Below are 25482 nucleotides of genomic sequence, written 5' to 3'. Positions count from 1 at the left end.
TTCATTTAGTCTTTTTAATAAAGTAGGGCGAATTAGGTGGATAGTTGACAGATTACAGTATCCCGCCAATCATCCAGTAACTGTCCTCTGTCAACAAAAGAGTACTAGATATTTTAAATTGTTATTTTATCCTGTTTTAATTGGTTGCCTTTATTTGAGGTGCTTAATAGCGTTTATGCTTCTTTAATTCTGCTAGCGAATAGAAGCTATCCCGCCAATATATTCCCCCCTGACGCAGCGTACGTACAGCTGATACCCACATGATATAAACCATAATACTACCTGCCACCGGCATCATCAAAGCATACCACCAGATTCCACGCAGACCGCGCGTGAACGTAAATAAGATGATTTGAAATAGCACCAGTATTATAGCTAAATAACGCTCGGTTGGTCCCCCTCCTATTAACAACAAGGGAATTGGCGCCACAAAAACGAATAGCGTAAGCAAACAAAGAACAATTACTTTGGCGAAGTTGTAATCGACCGAAGAGAAGGTATTCTTCATTAGGCCATTGATGAACTCTTTTACACTCGTATACCATTCCAGCGATAATTGGTTATCACCAAAAGTTACATCTTGCTTTAAGCCGCTGGATTTAATGCATTCACCCAACTTTAAATCATCATCGGGCCGCAAGGCAATGCGTTTATGCGTACCCGCCACTTCATATGCACTGCGCTTTACTAAGTTAAAAGCTCCGATTCCTATATAAGATTTAGTCTTTGGATTAGAAGCTTCCCATGGTTTAAGCTTTACCACCAACATGATCTTAAACGTATCCATGATGCTATTGAAGAAAGCGGAGCGCGACTTTACATCTGGCATTACTGTTAAATGATCTACTTGTTGATCTATACAATATTGAATGGCCTTGTTCAATGTATCGGGAGCATACCGAATGTCGGCATCTGTAAACAACATCCATTCTTCCGTTGTGGCCTTGTATCCACTATATAAAGCATGATTTTTACCCAACCATCCTTCAGGTAATTCCTTGATGTGAATGACCGTTAAATGAGAATATTTCTTTTCAAATTGAGCGAGTATCTCAGGAGTGCTATCTGTTGACCGGTCGTTTATAACAACCAGGCGATAGTTGCTGTAATTCAAATGACACATACTCTCCAGGGCTTCTGGCAAGTCATTCTCTTCATTACGAACAGCTATAATAATTGCTAAAGAAGGTTGTGGTGCAGGAACTGAAACCTGTATCGATTTCAAGTACTTTATTCTGCGGGTGTTAATTAGTAAGTATACCGTTACCAGTACCCAGAAGCCGGTCAAAAAGATGGCAATGTATAGCATAGGCTATGTTTTGATCATTCTGTTACTTCTTTAGCTATTCCATCATTAAGAGATACATTTTATAGGTAGCTAATACTTTCAACTAAAGAAATAACTATCAGTACTGCGCTTTAATAATAAGCGCTGATCATCCAATAAACGATGGGACCTGTAAGCGCTACATAAAACCACATTGGCCAAGTGATCTTGGCAAGTTTGCGGTGTTGAGGATATTCAGAGATCAATGCCCTGTAAGCTGTAAATAGAATATAAGGCAATGATACACCCGCTAATAAAATATGCGTGCCTAGTAGAAACATATATACATAACGCATGGTTCCGGCTTGTGCTTTTTCAGCGGCACTTACCACACCGTTTCGATCCAGATCGCCATATAGTGTAGAGCCTGCAAACAAATGATGCAGAATATAGCTTACCAGGAATATGACGGAAAGCGCCATTGCTGTCAGCATTATCTTGCGGTGTACGTTGATATTTTTTTGCTTGGCCGTTATAATACCTGCTATCAATAAAACAGCAACAATAGAATTAATAGCTGCGTTTATAGCCGAAAGTACATGCGGGTCAAAGCCCAGATCTACGTCAAGTGTAATACGCTCTAAAGCTGTTACGGCTATAAATACAATTACAGAAAAAGCCAGGATAAGAATACGCGCCTTCTTATCATTTTTACTAAGCGCTAGTTGCATGCTCTCTTTTTTCTCTTTTCAATACAAATACTAATACACCTATACCTAGTATAGTTACAAGAAATACGACGGCCAGCAGTTCCAACTTGCCTTCATAAAACTTCTTTCGATTGGGATCTTTCTCTAAAGAAAGTAACACCATATCTCTTGAAAGCTGTGCCATAGAGTTGGAGTCCAACCCATGATAATAGCCTCTTATATTGTGGTATTTATCAAGAAGAACAAAGCGATCTGTGTGAATGAAGCTGGTATCAATACCTTTTCCATCAACAGCTAATACTTTCATTTCTTCATTAGCCAAATTATAGATCTCTTTTTTGCTACCCGTAAGTAACCACCAATTAGAAGGATTTATCTGAAAACGATCCGCCCAATTCTTTAGGTTTTGTACACTGTCTCTTTCCGGGTCTACACTAAAAGAGAGGAACTGTATAAACTTTGCATCTTTTGTGCCCACACGCTCACCATTAGAAACGCCATCCTGCAGTTTCTTCATGTTCACCGTCATACCTGGGCAGATGGTAGGACAATGTGTAAAAAAGAAAGAAGCTACAATAACCTTTCCTTCCATGTCCTTCCAGCTTACTTGTTGACCAAGCTGGTTTGTCAGGTTAAAATCGGGTACTTTATGCCAAACGGTATCTTCTACCAGCTTACCATTATCCGTTCTTGTAATAATAGAATCGTAGATATAATGTCGAGGCATAGACACGGCCTTCGTGGTAAACCCCTTCATCACAAAGTAGGAAAGTAAGGGAACGAAAAGGGCCAGTAATAAAGCAGAAAACGCAGTTTTATTCACATCTAAAAATTAAAAAAACCATCGCCCGCAAAATTAAGCAGGCGATGGTTTCTATTATTCATTTTAAGTAATTATTAATCCAGGGGATGATGTTGCTTTTCACCCGGGGCTGGTTTTTCCATTGTTCTTTCTTTGTAATACTGATCGTAGGTATTACGGCGAGAACGGAAGGCATTACCATCCCAAAGGAAGGCACCGATAAACCATACAAAAAGTAAAAGCGGCACTACAATGGTCATGATCATATTGCGAATCTCATCACCCAAGTGCATGAAAATTCCAACAATGTAAAATGCTTTTGCTAAAGACAAGATTACAATTACACCCTTTAAAAACAGGTGCATCCAGCTTGGCATTGTGAACAAGTACATTGACAAGCCCATTGCCAATTCGATGACAGTGATACCTAATAATAACCAGAATGTTCTCCAGATGCGTCTTGTATCGGCAGCAGGTTCGTGATGAAACGTAATCTCTGCTGCTGTATGATGCGAATGCTGATCCATTTTATTAATTTCTTTTTACGATTAGATAAGATAAAAACACAAGAATACAAATACCCAAACCAAGTCTACAAAGTGCCAATATAAACCAGCTTTCTCAACCATCAGGTAGTGACCACGCTTGGCAAACACATCATTCTGCGCCATGATCAACATAATGACATTGATAATTACACCAGAAAATACGTGGAAACCGTGGAAACCAGTGATACCATAGAAGAAACCACCAAACGCAACTGGACCAGCTTCACTGATGTGCATTTCAGCTGTATTGATCATTCCGCGTAATTGCTCATCAGACATACCACCCAAATGTTCTAAGGTATGCTGGTGATTTTCCATGTGCACTAATTTAACCAGTGCGTCATGAGGTGTATTTTGAAGTGCATGAGCTATTTCTGCACCGTGTACTTCTCTACCCCAAGGATTTACACGCATTGTTTGACCAATAACATCCAGTTGTCCATTAACCAGTACCGCATGCTCGCCGGTAATTAAGTGATGCCATTCCCAAGCCTGACAAGCCAAGAACGCAAAACCACCAATCACAGTCCAAGTTAACCACTTAACTACGCCTTTTTTGTTATTATGATGACCAGCATGAACAGCTAATACCATGGTAACAGAGCTCATGATCAAAATAAATGTCATCAAGCTCACAAACGCCAAAGGCAAATTCATATGCCCAGCACCTGGAAATGCATTAAATACCTTGTTTGGATCAGGCCAGAAGTTTTGTGAAAAGCGAATAGTTCCGTAAGAGATCAGGAATGCACCAAAAGTAAATGCATCACTCAATAAGAAGTACCACATCATCAACTTTCCATACTCCACATTAAAAGGACTTCTTCCTCCTGCCCACCATTTGGTCCCTTGTGCTACAGCGGTTTGTGCCATAATTTAAGTTTCTCGATTTTAATTTCTGAGTTGTGTTATTCTTTACAACCCCTTATCTCATTTATTATTTAGCAATTCATTTAGGTAAGCTGATATACATCAACCTTACAACAGATTTATCCAATAATGATAAAAAACACTAACAAATAAATCCAAAGAACATCTACAAAATGCCAATACGTGCTTACTACCTCTACTGGAACGGAATTATAATTCTTTGTTCTTCCAAAAAATGACTTAACAAATTGAAAGAATAAAGCCACAACGCCACCAATAACGTGCAAAGCGTGTAAACCTGCAATAATGTATAAGAACTGTCCAGCACCTGCGCCTCTAAAGCTAACTCCATGGGCCCACATCCAGCTGAAGCCTGCCCATTGAAATGCAATAAACACAATACCTAAAACAAAGGTTATTCCTAAGAATAATCGGTATTGCTGCATTTCCCGTTGTTTAAAAGAACGCAATGCCAGCTGCATGGTAATACTGCTTGCAACAATAGCAGCAGTTGAATACCAAAAGTAATTGGGTGTAACTACCTCTTCCCAACCTGCCTGACCACTCTTAACAATGTAAGCACTGGTTAAGCCGGCAAACATCATAATGATACTTGCCATAGCCACCCATAAGCTAAACTTATGAGGGTGTATCCGTTGTCTTTGTTGTGTTCTCACCATCTCCATAGTTCACCGATTACACAGATTTTATTTCAATGGTCGATTGAAGTTCCGTGTAATCGTTTTACACCTCAATCAACTTTACATTTTATCACTCAAGAAAGCCAGCAAAACAACGGGTAAATGCAAATAACTACTAAACATTACCCTACGTGCGGCTTTTGGATTACTTTCTTTATACAGCCTGATACATTGAATCAACAGAAATAAATTGGTCAATGTAACAATCACTAAACTCGTTAACCCTGTAAGACCTATTAGATAAGGCAATACGCAAACAGGAATGAGCAATAAAGAATAAATAATCGTTTGTAATGCGGTCCATTTTGTTGGTCCTTTATCGCTTGGCAACAATTTGAAACCAGCATTACTATAATCATTATGTGCTACCCAGGCAATGGCCCAAAAATGCGGGAACTGCCACAGAAATTGTATTCCAAACAGTATCCAACCACCTTCAGTTAAAGCATTTGCACCAGCAGCCCAGCCTATTAAACAAGGCAATGCACCTGGAAAAGCTCCCACTAACACTGCAATAGCATTTACCTGCTTTAAAGGCGTATAAACAAAAGCGTACAAGAATAAACTAAAAGCTGCGAGACCTGCACTTAACATATTGAAGAAATAGGCTAGTATAAAAACACCTACTGCTCCAGTAATTATTGCAAAAGCCCAACCTTCCGTAACAGACATTCTTCCAGAAGCTACCGGCCGGCTGGCTGTACGTCGCATCATTGCGTCTGTTTTATGCTCCACTACCTGATTAATGGCATTGGCACTGCCTGTTACCAGCATACCACCAATAAATAACCAAATAGCTTGTAGCCACGGGTTTGAATAATGTTTTTCAATTCCCGGAACCAGCAAGAAACAGATCACACTGGAAAAAACCACCATCATACTTAATGATGGTTTTATCAGCTGCAAATAGTCTTTTAGCTTATTGCTCTGTTTGCCATTGTTTGCCATCTGTGCTCCATCTTTCATGTATTTGATTTTGCCAGGTTGCAAACATTTATTTCAAAAAACTAATTAATGTCTCGATTCGTTCGGATTCACAGGCTCCGTCTGAGGAATGAATTCTCTTCCATCCTTGCTGTAATCATAAGACCAGCGATGAACTTCAGGAATCTCACCAGGCCAGTTACCATGTCCAGGATTGATTGGCGTAGTCCATTCTAACGTTGTTGAATCCCATGGATTTTGTGTTCTAACTTTTCTTCCTTTGAAAATGGAATAGAAGAAGTTGAAAACGAACATCAATTGCAATAAGAATACGATTATCGTTACGATAGTGATAAACTTATTCAGGTCATTGAATTGATTGAATGAACTCCATATTTTGAAGTCATAATAACGACGCGGTACGTTAGCCAGACCCTGGTAGTGCATAGGCCAGAAAATCAGGTAAGCACCAGCCAATGTACCCCAAAAGTGGATGTAGCCCAACGTATTGTTCATAAAGCGTCCATACATTTTAGGGAACCAATGGTAAATACCACAGAACATACCAAAGAAGGCAGATACCCCCATTACAATATGGAAGTGCGCAATTACAAAGTATGTATCTGTTACGTGAATATCAATTGTAGAGTTACCTAACCAGATACCGGTTAAACCACCAGAGATAAACAAGCTTACAAAACCAATAGCGAATAGCATGGCCGGTGTAAAGCGGATATTACCTCTCCAAAGTGTCGTTAACCAGTTAAATACCTTGATCGCAGAAGGAATGGCAATCAATAAGGTTAACAATACGAAGAAGGCACCTAAGAATGGGTTCATACCAGACACGAACATGTGGTGTGCCCAAACCAAGAAGGCCAAAATAGTGATTGCAAACAATGATCCCACCATCGCCATGTAACCAAAGATCGGTTTACGAGCATTCACACTCATTACCTCAGATACAAGACCCATCGCTGGTAAGATGATGATATATACCTCAGGGTGACCCAAGAACCAGAACAAGTGCTGATAAAGGATTGGGCTACCACCTTCGTTAGGTAATACCTGACCGGCTACTACGATATCACTCAGGTAGAAGCTGGTACCCAGGTTACGGTCAAATAACAATAAGATAAAACCAGATAATAATACTGGGAAAGAAAGTATACCTAAGATAGCTGTAAAGAACAACGCCCAGATAGTCAAAGGCATACGAGTCATGCTCATACCCTTTGTTCTCATATTCAAAATGGTAGACACATAGTTCAAACCACCTAATAAAGAAGATACTACGAACATTGCCATGGCCACGATCCACAAATCCTGACCTATTTTGGAACCATCGTTAGCTTGTCCCAAAGCACTTAATGGTGGATAAGATGTCCAACCACCTGATGCAGGACCCGTGCTAACAAATAATGAAGAAGCCAGGATCACACTAGCTAAGAAGAAAAACCAGTATGACAACATGTTCATGAATGGCGATGCCATATCACGCGCTCCTATTTGAAGAGGAATTAAGAAGTTGGCAAACGTACCGCTCAATCCACCTGTCAATACAAAGAATACCAGGATGGTTCCGTGCATAGTGATCAAGCCATAATAGAACTCTGGCTGAATCTGTCCACCTTTTGCCCAACGACCAAATAATGTTTCTAAAATTGGAAAGGATTCATCAGGATACGCCAATTGTAAACGGAATAAAACCGACATCAACGCTCCAATGATTGCCCACAGCATACCTGTAATCAGGAATTGCTTGGAAATCATTTTGTGATCCTGACTAAAGATGTACTTGGTAATAAAAGTTTCTTTATGATGGCCGTGACCATCACCATTATGTTCCACATGGTATGCATCATGCGCTACATGAACATCAGCATGAACATTCGGATTTAAACTCTGACTCATAATCTACTATCTTTTGAAACCGTGGCTTCTTTTAGTTATTCATTGATTGTGTTGAACCAACAGCAGCTGTAGGAGCAGCAGCTGAATCTTTTGCAGGGGCAGCTGGAGCATTTGCAGCCATAGCAGCTACATACTGAGGTTGCTTACTAGCCAACCATGCATTATACTCTGCTTGTGATTCTACAATGACAGTACCTCTCATACTATAGTGACCCTTTCCGCACATTTCCTGGCAAGAGATCTCGTAGTTGAAATCCGGACCATATTTTTCACGCATTTGTCTGGTAGTGTACTTTGGCGTAAACCACATAGTAGTTGGAATACCCGGTACAGCATCCTGCTTCATACGGAAATGACCTAAACCAACGTCATGGATCACATCTTTTGAATTGATGATCAACTTTACTGGCTTACCTACAACCAAATGCATTTCACCGGTTGTATAGATATCATCATGGTTAGCAGGGTCGCTCCAGATCTGACCAAGAGGGTTGCTTTTTTCTTCGCTTACCTCTTTGAAATATTTCTTACCAAAAATTCCATCCTTTCCTGGATAACGGAATTCCCAGTTGAATTGCTTTCCGGTTACTTCAATCTGAATAGCATCTTTTGGTGCTTCACCAGTAATCTGGAACCAATAGTAAAGACCAAAACCAACTAAGATTGTCAAAGTGATAGCAGGAATTACTGTCCAGATAACTTCCAAGCGGTTGTTATGAGGAAAGTAAAATGCCTGTCTGTTTTCACGCTCCTGGTATTTATAAGAAAACCAGAATAGTAAGGCTTGTGTAATTACGAATACAACTCCTGTAATAGCGAGTGTAATCCAAATCATGCGGTCAATATTCTCACCATGATTAGATGCTGCTTCAGGTAGTATCTTATCTTTCAAACGCTCATTGCAATACCATACACCAATCAACCCACCAACCAGAAAAACCAGCATTAAAAAGGCATTGATGCGATTGCTTTCTTGGCGTGTTCGCTTCTCTCCACGCATAATCGCTACATACTCACTAGCCTTAGCTATTTGAAAAATAACCACAAAGCCAAGTATCAGCGCTATAATGATCCAAGTAGTTGACATATCTAATCAGTTATACAGTTTTTCGCTAGTTTATTAAGTATGATGAATAATACCTTCTTTCAGTAATGGATGGTTTTTTGCCAATAAAGGATTTTTTGATAATGCTTTTGCTACTAAGAACATGATCAAACCAACAAAGCCTAAACCAATACCAAGATCTACTAACATGAATGGAACATGCTCATTAGAGATGGCAGGGAAAACCATTTGGTAAAAGTCTAGCCAGTGACCAAAAATCAGCAATACAGCCATCATGGTAATAGTACCATAATTTCTCTTGGACGCACGCTTCATTAATATTAATAAAGGAGCCACGAAGTTTATGATCAGGTTTAAGAAGAAAATTCCTCTATAGGCACCGTGTAAACGTGGCTGAAAGTAAACTGTTTCTTCCGGAATGTTTGCATACCAGATCAACATGAACTGTGAATACCACAAGTATGTCCAGAAAATAGAGAAGGCAAAAACAAACTTTCCTAAGTCATGAATGTGCTCTTTGTTAGTATACTCTAAATACCCGGTATTTTTAAGATATACTACAAACAATGTAATCAATGCTAAGCCACCAACAAATACGCTTGCAAATGAGTACCAGCTATACATAGTTGAATACCAATGCGCATTAAGACTCATCAGCCATAACCAAGGCAGGGTTGACAACATTGTTAAACCAAAAATAGCTGCATAAACACCAGACCAAACGGTATTTTTAAACATATAGCTTTTACCTTCTTCGATAGTCAATGGTTGATTATCAATTTCAGTTGAAAGCTTTCTTAATTTCCAACCTAAAAAAGACCAGGCTAAAAGCGTTATCAGTGTAACTACAGTAAAGAAGCCTTTATTTAAGAAACCACTTTTGTGAGACAGGACTTCGTCATGCTGCACATGAGCTGTATCTGTCCAATGGTATAATTCATGATTACCACCAAACACAAGAGCCATCAATATAATAAAAGTGATTACGCTCATTACAGGTACACAAGAAGCAATAGCTTCTGGCACTCTTCTGAATGTCATTTGCCAGCCGCCCCATGCTAAGGTTGTTGCACAAATGAAGAAAGTACTAATGTTTACTATTAATAAGAAGTATACACTATTCTGTAATAATGAGGCCCAAAAACGTGCTTGTTCATGGTGATCGCTGCTAGAACCATGCGTAATATATAAGATAATGATAGATATAATCCCTATCGCCATTAAAATGAGCGATAATGAATTATAGCGTTTTGGGATTGCAAAAAATTCTCTCGTTGCCATTATTATAATTTATATACGCTGTTATTTAGATTTTTTAGTTGTATCCGCTGTTGCGCTAGTGGGCGCTGCAGCAGTTTTAGCTGTTGAATCTGTAGTTGCTGTAGTAGCACCACCACCTTGTTTGCTTCTGATATAAGAAACAATCCACCAGCGCTGATCAGGATGTACCTGTGAAGCGTAACTACCCATTTGGCCTTTACCATATGTAATTACATGGTAGATCTGACCATCAGCCAATTTCTTTGTGTAATCATCTTTCAGGTTACGTGGAGCAGCTGGATAAGGGCCATCACCACCTTTCCATAAAGGACCATTACCATCAAGGGCCGAACCATGACAGATAGCACAATTGATCAAGTATAAGCGTTCTGCTTCTTTCATTTGAGCAGGCGTTATTTTCATAGATGCAATTGGGCTTGCATAAGAAGCTGCCTGTGCATATCCACTATCACCCGCTGCAATAGGGAAGTTGAAAGCATCGCCTCTTGCAATGGTTCCTGCTACTGGCGTAGCGTTATAAAAAACATCACGACTTTTCAGATCATGATCTTCTGGTTTATTATTATAGTCATACGTTTCATAGGCACGGCTATACCACATATCCGGCATGTATGCTCTACCCTGGTCTTTACCATTTGCACCACCACAGCTAATAAGTCCTGCGCCTAATGCTAAAAAACCTGTTATTGCTAATAATTTCTTCATGTTAATCTAAATAATATGTTTAAGCAATGACCTCCGGTCTGTTTTCGTATAAACGGTTATCCTGATCGTAACGACCTAACCACCAGCCGGTTTCTTTTGATTGAACTGAAACTTCTTGTGCTCCAGTTCTCTGAAGGAAGCTGATGATCTCATCTTCATTGCTTCTTTCATTTAACTCAATGGCCATTGTAAACGTATCGTCTGTAGAACGCAGATTGAAGTGGTCTTTCCTTACAAACGGTGCTAACTGGCATAGGTAACAGAATGTCAACACCATACCTACTGCTGCAAACAATACCGTTAACTCAAACATGATGGGAATCCACGCTGGTAAAGCGAAGAAAGGCTTACCACCAATATTTAAAGGCCAGTCTGTTGTAAATGCCCAGGTAATGAATGAAAAGGCTGTTGTTGTACCTGTAATACCGTAGATAAAACCAGCTGTATGTAGGCTTGTATCTCTTAATCCCATTGCGGTATCTAAGCCATGGATTGGAAACGGCGTGTAAACATCATGGATCTTATAGCCTTGTTTCCGAACAGCTTTGACTGCAGGAAACAACACCTGCTCGTCATAAAAATTACCTACAACAAATTTCTTTATAGCCATAAAATAATTTCAAAAGTTTCTTTTTCTAATTTCTAGTTTTAGTGCGCTTGTGCGTGTGCGAACTCGTCTACATTCTCTCTCTCTACTACGTCCATCTTCTCTTTATAACTATCACCATTCTTTTTCAAGATATGCTTGATCTCTGCAATAGCAATTACAGGGAAGAATTTAGAGAACAGGAAGTAGCAAGTGAAGAACAAACCGAAGGTTCCCATGTAGAAACCAATCTCCCAAATAGTTGGTGTATAATACGTACTCCAGCTAGAAGGCAGATAGTCGCGGTACAAAGAAGTAACGATGATCACAAAACGCTCAAACCACATACCCACGTTCACCAGGATAGACATAAAGAATGTTACCAGGATATTACGACGCATTTTCTTAAACCAGAAGATCTGCGGAGAAATTACGTTACAACCCATCATCAACCAGTAGCTCCAACCGTATGGGCTAAACACGTTAGCACGGTTTTCAGCAAAGGCAAACCACTCATATTTTACACCTGAATACCAGGCCATGAATAACTCCGTCAAATAAGCAATACCTACGATAGAACCTGTCAATACAATTACCTTGTTCATTACTTCGATGTGCTCAATGGTGATGTACTCTTCTAGATTCAGCACTTTACGTGTGATCAACAACAGGGTTTGCACCATCGCAAATCCAGAGAATACCGCACCCGCAACGAAGTAAGGAGGGAAGATGGTAGTGTGCCATCCCGGGATTACTGAAGTGGCGAAGTCAAAGGATACGATTGTGTGTACAGATAATACCAGTGGTGTAGACAAACCAGCTAGTACCAGTGATAAAGCTTCGTGACGCTGCCAGTGCTTGGTAGAACCTGTCCAACCAAAAGCGGCAACACCATAAAATGCTTTTCTCCATTTTTCTCTTGCACGATCACGTAAAGTGGCCAGATCTGGTAACAAACCAGCATACCAGAATAATAATGATACGGTGAAGTAAGTAGAGATCGCAAATACGTCCCACAACAATGGAGAGTCAAAGTTTACCCACAGCGGACCACGGGTATTTGGATAAGGCAATACGAAGAAGGCATTCCATACGCGACCCATGTGGAAGATCGGGAACTGACCTGCGCACATTACCGCGAAGATAGTCATCGCTTCAGCCGCACGGTTTACACCAGTACGCCAGCCTTGACGGAACAATAACAAGATGGCGGAGATCAGCGTTCCCGCGTGACCAATACCAACCCACCAAACGAAGTTGGTGATATCCCAACCCCAACCGATGGTTTTGTTCAGGTTCCACTGACCAGTACCATAAATCACTTCCACTGTAACTGAAAGCACACCGAATAATAACAAGCCAACGGAGATGATAAATCCAATCCACCAAAGCTTTGATGGTTTTGCTTCTACAGGACGACAAATATCTTCCGTAACCTGATGGTAGTCTTTGTTACCGACTACAAGTGGTGGTCTTACCTGCGATTCGTACTTAAGTAATGCCATAATTTTTCGAGCTAAAAGCTTCGCTGTTTAAACAGCAGAAGCTTCGTTATTTTATGTGTTCTACTTTTTATTCCTTGTTAAGCACCTAGTAAGTGCTTTTGTCAACTCTTAATGTGTTTCAGCTGCGTGCTCACCGGCTGGTTGTGCTTCTTTAGACTGAGAAGCATGTTCAGCTCCGTGCTCATTTCCTTTTTCCTCAACTTCATCAGTGTTGCGAACCTTAGCCATGTAGTTTACGTTTGGCAGCGTGTGGATCTGCTCAATTACGTAATACAAACGCTGCTCGTTTTCTTTACGCAACTTAGATACTTTACTATTTGGATCATGTACGTTACCAAATACGATAGCATCTGTAGGACAAGCCTGTGCACAAGCAGAAGTAACATCGCCATCTTGTAAAGGACGGTTTTGCATTTTCGCTTTCAGCTTACCTTCCTGCGTACGTTGAACGCAGAATGAACATTTTTCCATTACACCACGGCTACGAACCGTAACGTCTGGGTTCAATACCATACGAGTCAGGTCATCATTCATCTGGAATACAGCCGGATCCAACTTACCTACCAGTTTTTGGTCTTGGTTGTTCGGGAAGCTATCAGCACCAGTATAATCAGCCCAGTTGAAACGACGAACTTTATAAGGACAGTTGTTTGCGCAATAACGAGTACCAATACAACGGTTGTAGGTCATCATGTTCATACCCTCGCTGCTGTGTGGTGTAGCGGCTACCGGACAAACGTTTTCGCAAGGAGCGTTATCGCAATGCTGACACAACATTGGTTGGAATACCACTGCTTTTAAGTCGTCAGTATTGTTGTCATCGGTTACAAAGTAGCGGTCAATACGCAACCAGTGCATATCGTGGTAACGCAATACTTCGCTCTTACCAACAACAGGTACGTTGTTTTCTGTATGACAAGCCACTACGCAAGCGTGACAACCGATACAAGAGTTCATGTCGATAGACATACCCCATTTCAGTCCAGGCTGAGAGTGTTGGCCAAACAGTGTACCATCCTTAACGAAGTCACCTGATTGCGGTGCACTGGCTTTATGCAATTCTTCGCGCCATTCTTTGATCTCGTTAGGGTATTTTTTGAAAGTACCCATTGACATTTCGCGAACAACTTCAAAGCGTTTCTCGTAAGAGTTGTGTATCTGCATCTGAGCTACCTTCTCCTTACGGATTGGCTTTTCAGAGATCGTAACATCAGTGAAATAATCTACTGTTCTGCCATTGAAATGGGCAAAACCATAAACATTCTTACCTACTTCAAAAGAAGCTTTACCAAATGCTTCGTTACGGCCATAACCTACAGCGACAGCAATGGTATCTTTTTCCATACCTGGAATTACCAGTACTGGAAGTTCTACATCTTTACCATTAGCGGTTATTTTAATAACCGGCTTATCCATGTAGTATTCGTAATCCGTATCCAGCTCAATGCCTAACTCTTTTGCTTTAGAAACAGAGATCATGGCATAGTTATCCCAGTCAGCACGTGTTACCGGATCTGGCAACTCTAACAACCACGGGTTACCGGATTGTTTACCGCTAGCCATGGCCACATTCTGGTAGATAACTAATTCTGTTTTACCGCCTTTTTTAGCAGAAGACAATGCTGTAACAGCTGCAGCTAAACCGCCACCATTATAAACACCACCGCTAAAGCCAGTTGTAGTAGGAGCTGTTTGTGCCGTTGAATCAGTTGCATTACCTATAGGAGAAGTCATTGGACGAGCACCGCCTTCGATGATACCATCTTGCAATGCTTTTTCAAATGCCATCTCACCACCTAACTTTCCAGTCCAGTATTGACGGAAATAGGTATCGTAATCTGTATTGTTACCGCTCCATTTCAATAATGAAGTTTGGAACGGACGTGTTTTAAATAAAGGATTGATGGTTGGCTGAATGAAAGAAACAAAGCCTGGCTTAGTTTCTGCATCACCCCAAGACTCTAAGTAATGGTGTGTTGGAACGATATAGTTAACCAGTTCTGTTGTTTCATCCATCTTTTCGTTGAAGGAAACAGACAGTTTTACTTTCTTCAATCCATCGATAAACTGCTGCGCTGTATGGTAATCATACGCAGGGTTTACATCGTACATCAACAAAGCACCTACACGACCCGCGTTCATATCGTTTACCAACGTTACCATGTCGGTATCGATAGCCTGCTTCGTGTTTAATGGAGCACCCCAGTTAATAGTAGAACCAAAGGCACCAATAGCACTATTGATAGCGTTTACTACTGTTTGTACGTTTGGATCGTTGCTTCCGCACACTACCAATGCCGCACCAGTATTTGCTTTTAAGTCGTTAGCAATTTTCTGAATACCAGCTTTCAGCTTCGCATCTGCAAAGTTTGCAGCAGGAGCAGTGCCACCTAATGCACTTAACAAGGCCATAGCAACAGCACCTGTTTCAGATGGGCGGTGTACAAAGCGTTCATCAGCGCTTGAACCCGTCATGCTTAAAAAGCTTTCTACCTGGTAGTGTTTGCTCATGGTTGGGTTCTTCTCATTGATCTTACGACCATAAGAATACTGACGGGCAAATTCTACCGGGCTGATCCAGGTACCTAAGAAGTCAGCACCTAAGCTCACAATTACTTTCGCTCTGTCGAACTGGTAAGATGGTAATGCTCTTTTGCCAAATGTAGCTTCATTGGCTAACAGCATACCGCTATAAGAAACCGCATCGTATTGTACGTGACGGCTACCTGGGTATTTAGCTAAAAAGTCAGTAACAATCTGACGAGTAGAAGGAGAAACAATGGTACTGGTCAACAACACAACAGGTGCGCCGCCTAAACCAGCCAATGCGTTAGCAATTTGACTATCCAATGCTTCGAATGTAGCCACTTCTTCCAAGCGGTTACCGTTCTTGCGTTTTGGATGACGCGTGCGGTTTGTATCGTACAAGTCCAGAACAGAAGCCTGCATACGTGAAGACGTACCGCCTTTTGTTAGCGAGGACAAGTCGTTACCTTCTATTTTAATAGGACGGCCATCTCTCACTTTTGCCAAAGCGGGAACTACTTCACCGTCTTGTACAAACGTGGTAGCGTAGTATTTGGCCACACCAGGAGCTACATTTTCTGGCTTATTGGTATAAGGAATGGCCTTGCGTACAGGCATTTCACAAGAAGCCAATGTAGCTGCAGCAGTACTGAAGCCTAAATATTTCAAGAAATCTCTTCTTGGAGCCTTTGCATCCAACCACCCTTTTCCATCACTATCCTCAAAAGGCAATTCTTCTTTGAATTCATCTTTCTGCAGCTTTTGATAACGTTCGTTGTCATTCAGCTCAGCGAAATTTTGCCAATACTTTTTATTACTCATAGACCCTTATCCCCTAAAGGGGAATTTTGGTTTAAAAAATGATGATGAATATAACATGGTGCAAGAGTGCTCCAACAACCTTTTCACAGGATACGTTTGCCGGCGACACAACTATACACGCTATTAAACTGTTTCAAATAAATTAAGAACTCGTTCTATCAGCTGTCACGCTATTATTAATAGTGACACTTTACGCACTCTAAACCACCGATATCTTTTACTGTTACGCTATCCATTTTACCGCTAGCGATATCGTTATGGAATTTTTCATAAATGCTGTAGAACTTGTTGCCAGAGCTGTCTTTACCGTTAAAGAAGTTTACTTTGGTTTGACGGTGACAGTTGATACACCAGCCCATGCTTAATTCAGCTTGTTGAGACACAACATCCATTTCCTGAATGTTACCATGACAAGTTTGACAAGCTACTTTACCTGCATTTACGTGTTGTGCGTGGCTGAAAAATACGTGGTCAGGCAGGTTGTGGATTTTAACCCACTCGATTGGTTTTGCCTTAGAAGGATCCCAAGGTTTACCAGGCTCGTAACCTGCATATTGATGCAGCTTTTGGATTTCGGCTGTACCATTAATTTCTTTACCCTCTTCATCATAAAGCTTTGGACCTTTTTCATAAGTAGTGATCGCCTTATGACAGTTCATACAAATATTCAGAGAAGGAATGGCAGCGTGTTTGCTTTCCCAAGCGTTACCATGACAATACAAACAGTTGATCTGGTTGATACCGGCATGCACTTTATGAGAATAGTGAATAGGTTGGTCTGGCTGGTAGCTTTGTTGACGGCCCAGGTTGATAGCACCCTTACCTACAAAGTAACCACCTACGATAAAGAATACTAACGCTAACAAAGCGATGTATACTTTATTACGCCAGAAAGGAACTGGCTCAGGGCGCAGGATACCTTCTTTATCATCAGATAATTTCTTCAGGTTGTTGTTAACCTGCATTAAGATCAGCGCAACGATGGCCAATACTATAGAGATAACACCAAAGATGATGGCGTTACGACCAGAGTTGTCTTCTGCAGGCGCACCTGTAGTAGTTGTTGTTGTTTTATCACCACCTGGAGGAGGTGCAGTAGCAACATAATCGGCAATAGCATCGATCTGCTGTGTTGTTAAATCCGGGAAGGCCTGCATGATCACACCAAACTGTTGCTTCAAGCCTTGTGTATAAGGATCTTTAGCCATGAAACCAGCCGGATTGTGAATCCATGCATAAAGATTTGCTTTGTCAGCCCAAGGACCTCTTTCCAAAAATCCGCGCAGAGCCGGACCTGTTAAATTTTTATCTAACGAGTGGCAGGTTTGGCAATGCGATTGAAAAAGCTGCTTACCTTCTTGTGCATTTAAAGAAATGTATGAGAAGAAAAGAAAACCGAGCAGTAGTACTTTTTGTGCGAAAGACTTAATCAAAATCATAGATGCTTGGGATCTAAAATGTGGAAAATTTCCTGAATCGGGTGCAAAAATATGACAGTAAACTAACAAAACGTCAAGGTCTTTAAATTTTTTTTAACGCGCTACAGGCTTGAGTTTCAGCCGATTTTTTACCGCTCCGTGGAACAGTCGAAATGAGGATTGTCATGTTTTCGTAAGCCGTGCATTTGTTGACCCAAGTGTGAAAAACCCAACCGGTACTAAGTGTTTTTGCTTGCCCTTTGCTGCTAATTTCGTTCTGCATGTGGAAGCGGTTACAGCATAAATGGAACGTTCGTCCCGTTCAATTGTTCTGGATTCTTTGCGTTTTTGCCCTCACCGGCACCCTAACTGCCTTTATATCAAAAAGTATTACCGGCTGGCTTGGATTTTCGGCTTCTACACACTGGAGCTGGAAAATCCTCGTACGTTTGCTGGTTCTTATACTTGGCTATCAGCTCATCTTATTAAGTATAGCTTTTGCCCTGGGCCAGTTTCCCTTTTTCTGGCGGTATGAAAAGAAAATATTGCAAAGACTGAGAATTATGAGAACAGAACAAGAGTTAAACGTGAATCGGGAATCGGGAGTCGAGAAATATCGAATTGCGATTTTTGCCTCTGGTACAGGTACCAATGCCCATAAAATTATCCAGCACTTTAAAACGCATCCTACTATTGAAGTAGCATTGATTGTGTGCAACAAGCCAGGAGCTGGCGTTCTTTCTATTGCTGAAAATGAAGGCATACCTACCTTATTAATAGAGAAAGAACCCTTTTTCAGGGGCGACGGGTATGTTCCCGAACTGCAAAATGCTGGTATTCAATTCATTGTATTAGCCGGGTTCCTTTGGAAGATTCCACAAAGCCTGATAGAAGCCTATCGTCTACATATTATTAATATACATCCTGCTCTATTGCCCAAGTATGGCGGTAAGGGTATGTATGGCGCCTTTGTACACACGGCAGTCCTTGCCGCTGGTGAAAAGGAATCGGGGATCACCATTCATTTTGTAGATGAGCATTATGACCATGGCGATGTGATTTTCCAAGCTACCTGCCTGGTAGAGCCTGGCGATACACCAGAATCGCTGGCCAGCCGTATTCATCAGTTGGAGCACCAACATTTTCCCCTGATTGTAGAACAGGTTATCCTGGCTGCCCAACAGGAAACGGCTACTAAATAATAAAAGAAGGTCCCGCCAAAACAGCGGGACCTTGTACTACACATGAGAATTTGCTATTTGGATGTTGCCATGTAGTACGTTTTATACAGCAGGGCGCCTTGCTCATCTCTTACTAAAAGGAAACTATTTGACATTGGCACCGGCAGCGAGATCACTATATTAATAGAATTACCTCTTACCGGGGATTGCTTTTGCCAGATCAGCTTTCCATCTGCAGCAATGGATTGTATAATTAATTTATCGCCGTAAAGGGCATTGCCTGTATAAGTTAGCTTCAAAGAGGTAGCTGAAAGCGGCTGTAAGCTGGCTTGCGCTGAGGTAAAGGACAGTTTCACCACATCTGAAAAATGAATCTCCCCCGCCTTCCCTTTGGCCAGTAACCGGTAGTATAAGATAGCATAGCCTTGTATGGACTGGTCGTTATATATTATTATACCATTAGAATTAGAACGGGTAGCTATTGTTTGAAACTGGGAACCATTGCCGGAGCGCTGTAATTCATAGGTTAGTATATCGCTGGTTCCTGCCCATTGCAGTTTTACCCCGGTATTATTGACCTTAGTAGCATTGAGTTTTAACATGTTGGTAGCCAATACAGTAGCATTTCCTAATTCCAGGACATTCTGCTGTTTGCTAACATTATCAAAGCTGCTAAAATCGCCAACTGTTGCGATAAGCTCGCCCCGGGCAATCACGTCGCCGTCCTTATTGACAATATCACGGAAGATAAAATCTAAAACCGGCCCATTGAAGCCAGCATTAATATTAAAATCACCATCTAAAACACCACTGGCATCTAATCGGAAAAGATTCCCCTTAGGGTTAGCAAAGCGGCCACCTACCAATATCCGCCCCATGGGATCTAACTTTAAAACCTGCACCCCTGGCTCAAAAATGCTAAACAGCGTAGGCGACGTAAGCCCCAGCGGTACAAAATCAGGATCAGGATCAGCAATACTGGGAATATCAAGTGTGCCGTTGGCATTCAGGCGAGCCAAGTAGCTTCCTACCTCCGGCATTGGATTGCCACCGCCACCGGGCCCAAAGTCTAAAAAGGCGGTGAACTTACCACCAATCATTATTTTATTGTCGGGTAGTACCAACACGCTGTTCACCGCATTGTTTGGCACTTTTGCATTGAGAGGTTTGAACGTTGGATCAAAAATTACTGGCTGCGTAGCCGTACCGCCATTACGAAGTAAACGGGCTACTCTTTTTGTGGTTACCCCGCCTGCTACTCCAAACTCCCCTACCGCTACAATATTGCCATCGTTGTCAAAAACCATATCCCTCACTCCGCCCCCACTACAACAATCATCGGTTACTTTAAAGCTGCGGTTGTAGGTGCCATTAAAGTTCAGCTGTACCAATCCGCCTTTTACACCCCCATCGGTATCCACCCCGTTAAAAGACTTAAATAAGCCACCCACCAATATTCCATAATCATCCACATCCTTAGCTGGGTCATTTTTGATCAGGATTTTATGTACTTCCGGATAGGTTTGACCCGAAACAGCCCCAAAGCCGGTTCCTATAGTAAAGCTGGGGTCCAGGTTACCATTAGGGGTCAACCGGGCTATACCACCTATGGCTTGTCCATTTACCTCTTTAAACATGCCGCCAATCAACAGGTTGCCTTTGGGATCTTCTGCGACGGTTAGCAACGGTTGGCCGCCCAGATTTAGAGGTGTGGTGCCAAATGTTTTATCGATGGAACCATCGGCATTTAGACGTGCAATATGCGGACTGTATACACCATCATACTTTGCAAAGTCGCCTACGACGATCATTTTGCCATTGTTGGCAGGGTCGGGCTGGTTTTCTAAGGTTATGATACAGCGTACTGCCTTTTGCCCACTTCCGAAAACCGTTGTATCATTTCCATTCCAATCTGTATTTCTAATATAGGTTTGGGAAGAAGCGGTGTGGTGCATACAAAAGACAATAGAACATACCGCTAGCAAGCGCAACACTATTTTGATTTGGTTTTTCATATGTTGGATTTTATCTAGGTGCCAACATCATTTAAGGACTTAAAAAGCTATCTGAAATGATATTGGGTGGTTTATTCCTGGAAGTTTAAATGTTGAGGTTTTGTTAATGCCCTGCAACAAAAACCGGAAGAACCTGCAGAGAATAAACCACCAACGGCTTATAATCTGTCACCAGTAGAATGACTAAAACTTTCTATATCAAATTAATTGTAGTATTTATTTAATGTGTTGCCTGCATGAACTGTAGTGGCTAACGAGCATAACTAACCGCAAACAGGGAAAGATAATGGGTGGAGGAAATACTCACTTCTGTTGCTACCAGTTGAGGCTGGCAAACAACAGCCAATTTTACCAAAGCTTTAAATAGCCACTAGTAATTTTCAACAGAGTTGGTGCTGTTTTTGAAAGCTTATATTATTACAATTGCGGTGTATGGAGTCGAAGAAACCTGTATTTAACCATATATTATTAGCCGATGACGATCAGGATCATGGCTTTTTATTCAAAAGCATTTTAAAAGAGGTAGACGCTTCCAAGCGCATATCAATAGTATATGACGGTGAGGCCTTGTTTGAATTTTTATCTCGTCAAACACCTGATCTTATTTTCTTAGACCTGAACATGCCTTGCAAAAATGGTTTCGACTGCCTGGAAGAAATCAAAAGCAATGCACAATGGCAGCAGGTTCCTGTTATAGTATACACCAGCTCTTCTCAACTTAGCGATATTCAGCAGTCCTATATTCACAAAGCTGATTTCTACATGGTAAAACCATTTAGTGTGAAGCATCTGCAACACGCTTTAGAATCTATATTTTCTATGGACTGGAATGCCGGCTCGCCCTTGAACAGTCACTATTATATTAATAATCGTTTTGTACCGTTTACGGTGTAAGAGGGCGGAGAGCGCTTCGCGCTGAAAGGTGTCGCGCAGAGGACGCGGAGAGAGAATTAATTAGCTGATTAGCTGGTGTGCAAATTAGCTGATGAAGAAAGAGAATAATGAACAAGGAAGGAAGAATGAAGAAGGGAGGAGGGAATGTTCAAATAAGGATTTCACGCAAAGGCGCAAAGATTAAAAGACGCTAAGAAGTGATATACTCAAAATAGAAAAGCACTCCTTTAAGTGGAGTGCTTTTCTATTTACATTCTTCTTCAATAATCAATAATTACTAATGAATAATCATTGATTATTGAGCATGGAACATCTCCTCCACTTCTTCCTTCCTTATTCCTTGTTCCTTGTTCATTATTCCCTTCCTCCTTTTCTCCTTTCCTCTGTGCGAAACCTTTCCCTCCACGTTCTCTGCGCCTCTGCGTGAAACTATATAGTGCGAAGCGCTCCTCTTCGAGGGTCAGGGGGCCGCTGCTCACATAAATCTTTGTCTACACCAAGATTTATTTTTTAAGCTTGTAACAGCTTTGCTTTCAAATTAACGAAAATGAAAGCCAATCGATTTATTCGCATTTCTTCTGTTGTTCTTATTCTTTTTTCTGCATTGAGTCTTTTATATGTAAGCCTTATGGCCATTGTTAGCCCACAGGCTGTTATGGATCTTGTACATGTAACACTTCCTAACAATGATGCCTATAGTTCTATCCGCGGTGTATATGGCGGTGTAGGACTCACCATTGTTATTTCATTAATCTATATGGCTGTTAAAGATGCCGGTAAGGGCTTAGCGTTCTTATCGATGCTGTGGGGATTCTATGCACTATCGCGCTTAATGACCATGGCTTCAGAAGGTGCGCTGGGCGATTTTGGTAAACAGTGGCTTACCATTGAAAGTGTACTCTGCCTGTTGTCCTTAACACTTCTTTTCCTGCGTCAAAAACAAACACGAGCTATAGCATAAGTTATTGTTTTTCGTATAGCGATAGCAGTTAGCAGCAACTATTGCAACATTGAGCCGCTCCAATAAAGCGGCTTTTAGTCAATATATTTTTTGTACTCACTGCGGTAACCGGCCATGTAAGCAAAGGGCGTTAGCAGTGCAAACAAAATACGCTGCACTACATATGGTGGCTTTGCCAGGCGGTACACATCGGAAAAGCGCTGAGCCAGTAAGGCCATTTGTAATACGCCCGGCATGCCTTTCTCCGTAGTGTCCGTATCATTAGCCAGACCTACACCCATTTCCAGCAGGTGATCGGTATTGAGTGCTGGTTTTACCTTCCAGTTTACAATTGTTTTCTGGTTGCTGCTGTTCCACATGGCATGTACAGCATTGGTGGGTATATGCAGTGTATCACCGGCCTTCAATACAGTTACTTTGTCATTTAGCCGAACGGTAAGAGCGCCGGTAAGTACTGTAAAATCCTCAGCTTGATGCGGGTGGTAATGAGCCGCCGGCTCAATAGAGTGTGGCGTGAAGCTGGCTTCCATTTCCAACAATTCGCCATTGGTTTCTTTTCCTGTTTTAATAAAACGAATGTCCTGTCCTGTCTTTGTATTGCGGATGACTTTGTTTGGATAAGCCATAAATGGTTGGTTTGAATGGTGTAAGAAAGTAATAGGTTGCAAGTAATTGCTGCCGGATTATAAATATAAAATCTATCTGCAATAGAACATAGAGCAGCCTGCCATCATTTTCAAGAATTCTTGGCAGAATTTCTTACTGCTGGGTTTTGGGGTTTTTACGCAGATCGCGCCAAGGCGCGGAAAGAGAGGAACCACGGAGCCACAAAGACACGGAGGGCGCAGAGGGATAGTTAATAGTCGAGAGTCAATGGTGAGTAATGAGTGATGAGTGATGAATAATGAGTTAATAGTGGAGGTTTAGTGAAGGAGTAGAGGAGGATATCCTTTGTAACTTCTCTGTAACTCCCCTGTAAGTGACCATAGATTAGGGGAATTTGGAATTTGTCGTTTGGGATTTGAGAATGATAGAATGTAACCAGAAAACCATTCCTCCACTTCCATGGCATGCTTTTATTGAGTACAGCTACATGCTAAAACTGGTGACACGGAAAGTGTTTCAGCGTTTCTTGCTGTATCTGGTGGGTTTTTTAGTTTTTGTTTTCGTTTTCCTCATGATTGTGGCGGAGCGGTTTGTAGGGCCGCTGATCAATGAGCGCTTACGCACCCTGATCGTGCAGGGATCGGAAGGCTTATACACCTACAAGTTGGACGGCCTTGATGCCTCTTTTCTTGGAGGTAGTGTTGAAGTGGAAAATCTACGGATCGATATAGACAGTGCCCGCTACCGCGAACTGTTAGCCAAGGAAGCAGTACCCTCGCTCACTATGCAGTTGGATGTAGGTAAAGCACATATTAAGGGTATTGGCGTGTTTGCCTTGCTGTTTAGTAAAAAGGTATTGATACACGAGATCTTTACCCAGGATGCGAACGTGCGTTTGATCCGCCATAAAATTAAAAGAGAAACACAGCACCAAAGTGAAGTGCCGTTGTGGAAAGCCATACGTCCCGCCATAAAGCTGGTTGATGTGGACCAAATTAAGCTGGATGGCATCAAGCTGCTATACAAAAGCGCCGATACGGCAGAGTCCATGAAGCTGCAGTTTGACACGTGCTACGCCGTATTTAACGATATCCGTATTGATAGTATTGCTGCGCAGGATGAAAGCCGCATAGGCTTTACCAAAGAGATTGATATGCGCTTCCGTGACCTTAAGTTTCGTATGCCCGACTCTACCTATAAAATGAAAGCCGAAGCCATCAACTTCTCTTCCAAAAACAAGATCCTGGAGCTGGTAGATTTTAAAGTGCAGCCAACCTTAAAAGACAAAGAAGCTTTCTATAAAGCGGTGGGCGTACAAAGAAGCATGAATGTGATCACCTTTGAACGGGCGAAGCTCACCAATTTTCAACTGGGCCAATTTGTACGCAGAGAAATAATATCGGCGGATAGCCTGCTTATTGAAAAGCCGGAGTTTTACTTCTATACCGATAAAACCCAACCTCCCTTGCTGGAAAGTAAAATGGGTAAATACCCACATCAACAACTGCTGAATATGGATGCTATCGTTCAGATTAAAGGCATGGCGGTTAGAAATGCAAACCTTACCTATATTGAGAAAGGAGAAAAAACGCACGAAGAAGGCAAGCTCACGCTTAATGGTATTGATATGAGCATGAGCAACATCACCAACGATCCACAGTTAATAAAGCGCAATCCCCGTTGCATAGCCAAAGTCTATGGCGGCATTTTAGGGAACAGTCCGCTGAATATGGAGTTTATTTTTTACCTGGACTCTACGAATGGTCGCTTTGATGTAACCGGAAGTGTCCGGCATGTAGATGCCACCCAATTGAATGCACTTGCAATACCCTTAGCCAATACCCGCTTGCAATCGTTTAACATGCAGTACCTGCGCTTTCAGCTGTCTGGAAATGATAATGAAGCCTGGGGCAGTGTGTTTATGCGCTACAACAACCTGTATGTAGTGCTTCAGAAAAAAGATGAAGAAACAGGAAAGCTGTCTATTAAAAAGTTTCTGACCAAGATCGTTAACAAGTATACGCTGAAGGACAGTAACCCCGGCCCGGATGGGCGGGAACGTACGGCTGTTCCAGTGATCCGGGCGCGCATTACCACTCAGTCGTTCTTTGGGCTGATCTGGCAAACTCTCTTTACGGGTATGCAAACCATTATGGTAAATTCGGGACGGATCGAATAGT

General features: G+C 41.6%; 21 protein-coding genes. 4 read left to right on the top strand and 17 right to left on the bottom strand.

All coding sequences use genetic code 11. From position 1 onward, the window contains the following. Positions 1 to 163: 163 nt before the first annotated feature. From SY85_RS16910 to SY85_RS16840, 15 genes are all read right to left on the bottom strand, one after another. Entirely contained in the window at positions 164 to 1309 is a 1146-nt protein-coding gene (locus SY85_RS16910) for a glycosyltransferase family 2 protein (RefSeq protein WP_066406059.1), read from the bottom strand. Positions 1310 to 1419: 110 nt separating this feature from the next. Next, positions 1420 to 1998, bottom strand: coding sequence for a DUF420 domain-containing protein (locus SY85_RS16905; protein ID WP_066406058.1), 579 nt, complete (start codon positions 1996 to 1998; stop codon positions 1420 to 1422). Then, the gene (locus tag SY85_RS16900; RefSeq protein WP_066406057.1) at positions 1982 to 2800 is read right to left on the bottom strand and encodes an SCO family protein; all 819 of its coding nucleotides are present in this window, start codon (positions 2798 to 2800) and stop codon (positions 1982 to 1984) included. The genes SY85_RS16905 and SY85_RS16900 overlap by 17 nt, the downstream gene beginning before the upstream one ends. A gap of 74 nt (positions 2801 to 2874) precedes the next feature. After that, complete coding sequence (locus tag SY85_RS16895; protein ID WP_066406056.1) at positions 2875 to 3306, bottom strand: cytochrome C oxidase subunit IV family protein; 432 nt, start codon at positions 3304 to 3306, stop codon at positions 2875 to 2877. A 21-nt stretch (positions 3307 to 3327) separates the two neighbouring features. After that, positions 3328 to 4200, bottom strand: a complete 873-nt coding sequence (locus SY85_RS16890; RefSeq protein ID WP_066406055.1) for a cytochrome c oxidase subunit 3 — start codon at positions 4198 to 4200, stop codon at positions 3328 to 3330. A gap of 116 nt (positions 4201 to 4316) precedes the next feature. Next, positions 4317 to 4883, bottom strand: coding sequence for a cytochrome c oxidase subunit 3 (locus tag SY85_RS16885; protein WP_066406054.1), 567 nt, complete (start codon positions 4881 to 4883; stop codon positions 4317 to 4319). A 75-nt stretch (positions 4884 to 4958) separates the two neighbouring features. Further along, entirely contained in the window at positions 4959 to 5864 is a 906-nt protein-coding gene (gene cyoE / locus SY85_RS16880; RefSeq protein WP_066406053.1) for a heme o synthase, read from the bottom strand. Positions 5865 to 5909: 45 nt separating this feature from the next. Then, positions 5910 to 7736 carry a cytochrome c oxidase subunit I gene (locus SY85_RS16875; RefSeq protein ID WP_066406052.1) on the bottom strand — a complete coding sequence of 609 codons (1827 nt, stop codon included), beginning with the start codon at positions 7734 to 7736 and terminating at the stop codon, positions 5910 to 5912. Positions 7737 to 7767: 31 nt separating this feature from the next. Beyond that, positions 7768 to 8823, bottom strand: coding sequence for a cytochrome c oxidase subunit II (locus SY85_RS16870; protein ID WP_066406051.1), 1056 nt, complete (start codon positions 8821 to 8823; stop codon positions 7768 to 7770). A 33-nt stretch (positions 8824 to 8856) separates the two neighbouring features. Beyond that, positions 8857 to 10083, bottom strand: coding sequence for a quinol:cytochrome C oxidoreductase (locus SY85_RS16865; protein ID WP_066406050.1), 1227 nt, complete (start codon positions 10081 to 10083; stop codon positions 8857 to 8859). A gap of 21 nt (positions 10084 to 10104) precedes the next feature. Beyond that, positions 10105 to 10788 carry a c-type cytochrome gene (locus SY85_RS16860; RefSeq protein ID WP_066406049.1) on the bottom strand — a complete coding sequence of 228 codons (684 nt, stop codon included), beginning with the start codon at positions 10786 to 10788 and terminating at the stop codon, positions 10105 to 10107. 19 nt (positions 10789 to 10807) lie between these two features. Then, positions 10808 to 11398 carry a DUF3341 domain-containing protein gene (locus tag SY85_RS16855; RefSeq protein WP_066406048.1) on the bottom strand — a complete coding sequence of 197 codons (591 nt, stop codon included), beginning with the start codon at positions 11396 to 11398 and terminating at the stop codon, positions 10808 to 10810. Between the two features lie 38 nt (positions 11399 to 11436). Further along, on the bottom strand, positions 11437 to 12879 hold the full coding sequence (gene nrfD / locus SY85_RS16850; RefSeq protein WP_066406047.1) for an NrfD/PsrC family molybdoenzyme membrane anchor subunit: 1443 nt from the start codon (positions 12877 to 12879) through the stop codon (positions 11437 to 11439). Positions 12880 to 12987: 108 nt separating this feature from the next. Next, entirely contained in the window at positions 12988 to 16227 is a 3240-nt protein-coding gene (locus SY85_RS16845) for a TAT-variant-translocated molybdopterin oxidoreductase (RefSeq protein WP_066406046.1), read from the bottom strand. A 176-nt stretch (positions 16228 to 16403) separates the two neighbouring features. Beyond that, a complete protein-coding gene (locus tag SY85_RS16840) occupies positions 16404 to 17666 on the bottom strand; it encodes a c-type cytochrome (RefSeq protein WP_066406045.1) in 1263 nt (420 codons plus the stop codon). A 260-nt stretch (positions 17667 to 17926) separates the two neighbouring features. Between SY85_RS16840 and purN the strand changes: the two genes are divergently transcribed. Beyond that, positions 17927 to 18847 carry a phosphoribosylglycinamide formyltransferase gene (gene purN, locus SY85_RS16830; RefSeq protein ID WP_226998862.1) on the top strand — a complete coding sequence of 307 codons (921 nt, stop codon included), beginning with the start codon at positions 17927 to 17929 and terminating at the stop codon, positions 18845 to 18847. Positions 18848 to 18900: 53 nt separating this feature from the next. Here the strand turns inward: purN and SY85_RS16825 are convergent, their stop codons facing one another. After that, positions 18901 to 20841, bottom strand: coding sequence for a delta-60 repeat domain-containing protein (locus SY85_RS16825; RefSeq protein WP_066406043.1), 1941 nt, complete (start codon positions 20839 to 20841; stop codon positions 18901 to 18903). Between the two features lie 432 nt (positions 20842 to 21273). Here SY85_RS16825 and SY85_RS16820 point away from each other — a divergent pair, with 432 nt between their 5' ends. Both SY85_RS16820 and SY85_RS16810 read left to right on the top strand, forming a co-directional pair. After that, the gene (locus SY85_RS16820) at positions 21274 to 21735 is read left to right on the top strand and encodes a response regulator (RefSeq protein ID WP_066406042.1); all 462 of its coding nucleotides are present in this window, start codon (positions 21274 to 21276) and stop codon (positions 21733 to 21735) included. 547 nt (positions 21736 to 22282) lie between these two features. Continuing rightward, on the top strand, positions 22283 to 22696 hold the full coding sequence (locus SY85_RS16810) for a DUF4345 domain-containing protein (protein ID WP_066406040.1): 414 nt from the start codon (positions 22283 to 22285) through the stop codon (positions 22694 to 22696). Between the two features lie 74 nt (positions 22697 to 22770). On the opposite strand, the gene SY85_RS16805 is transcribed toward SY85_RS16810, so the two are convergent. Then, positions 22771 to 23322, bottom strand: coding sequence for a cupin domain-containing protein (locus tag SY85_RS16805; RefSeq protein ID WP_066406039.1), 552 nt, complete (start codon positions 23320 to 23322; stop codon positions 22771 to 22773). 395 nt (positions 23323 to 23717) lie between these two features. On the opposite strand from SY85_RS16805, the gene SY85_RS16800 reads away from it, so the two are divergent. Next, positions 23718 to 25481, top strand: coding sequence for a hypothetical protein (locus SY85_RS16800; RefSeq protein ID WP_148661228.1), 1764 nt, complete (start codon positions 23718 to 23720; stop codon positions 25479 to 25481). Position 25482: the final 1 nt, after the last annotated feature.

The organism is Flavisolibacter tropicus, assembly GCF_001644645.1.
Taxonomy (GTDB): Bacteria; Bacteroidota; Bacteroidia; order Chitinophagales; family Chitinophagaceae; genus Flavisolibacter; species Flavisolibacter tropicus.
Note: the sequence above shows the minus strand (reverse complement) of the source record. Positions and strands in the feature narration are given on the sequence as shown.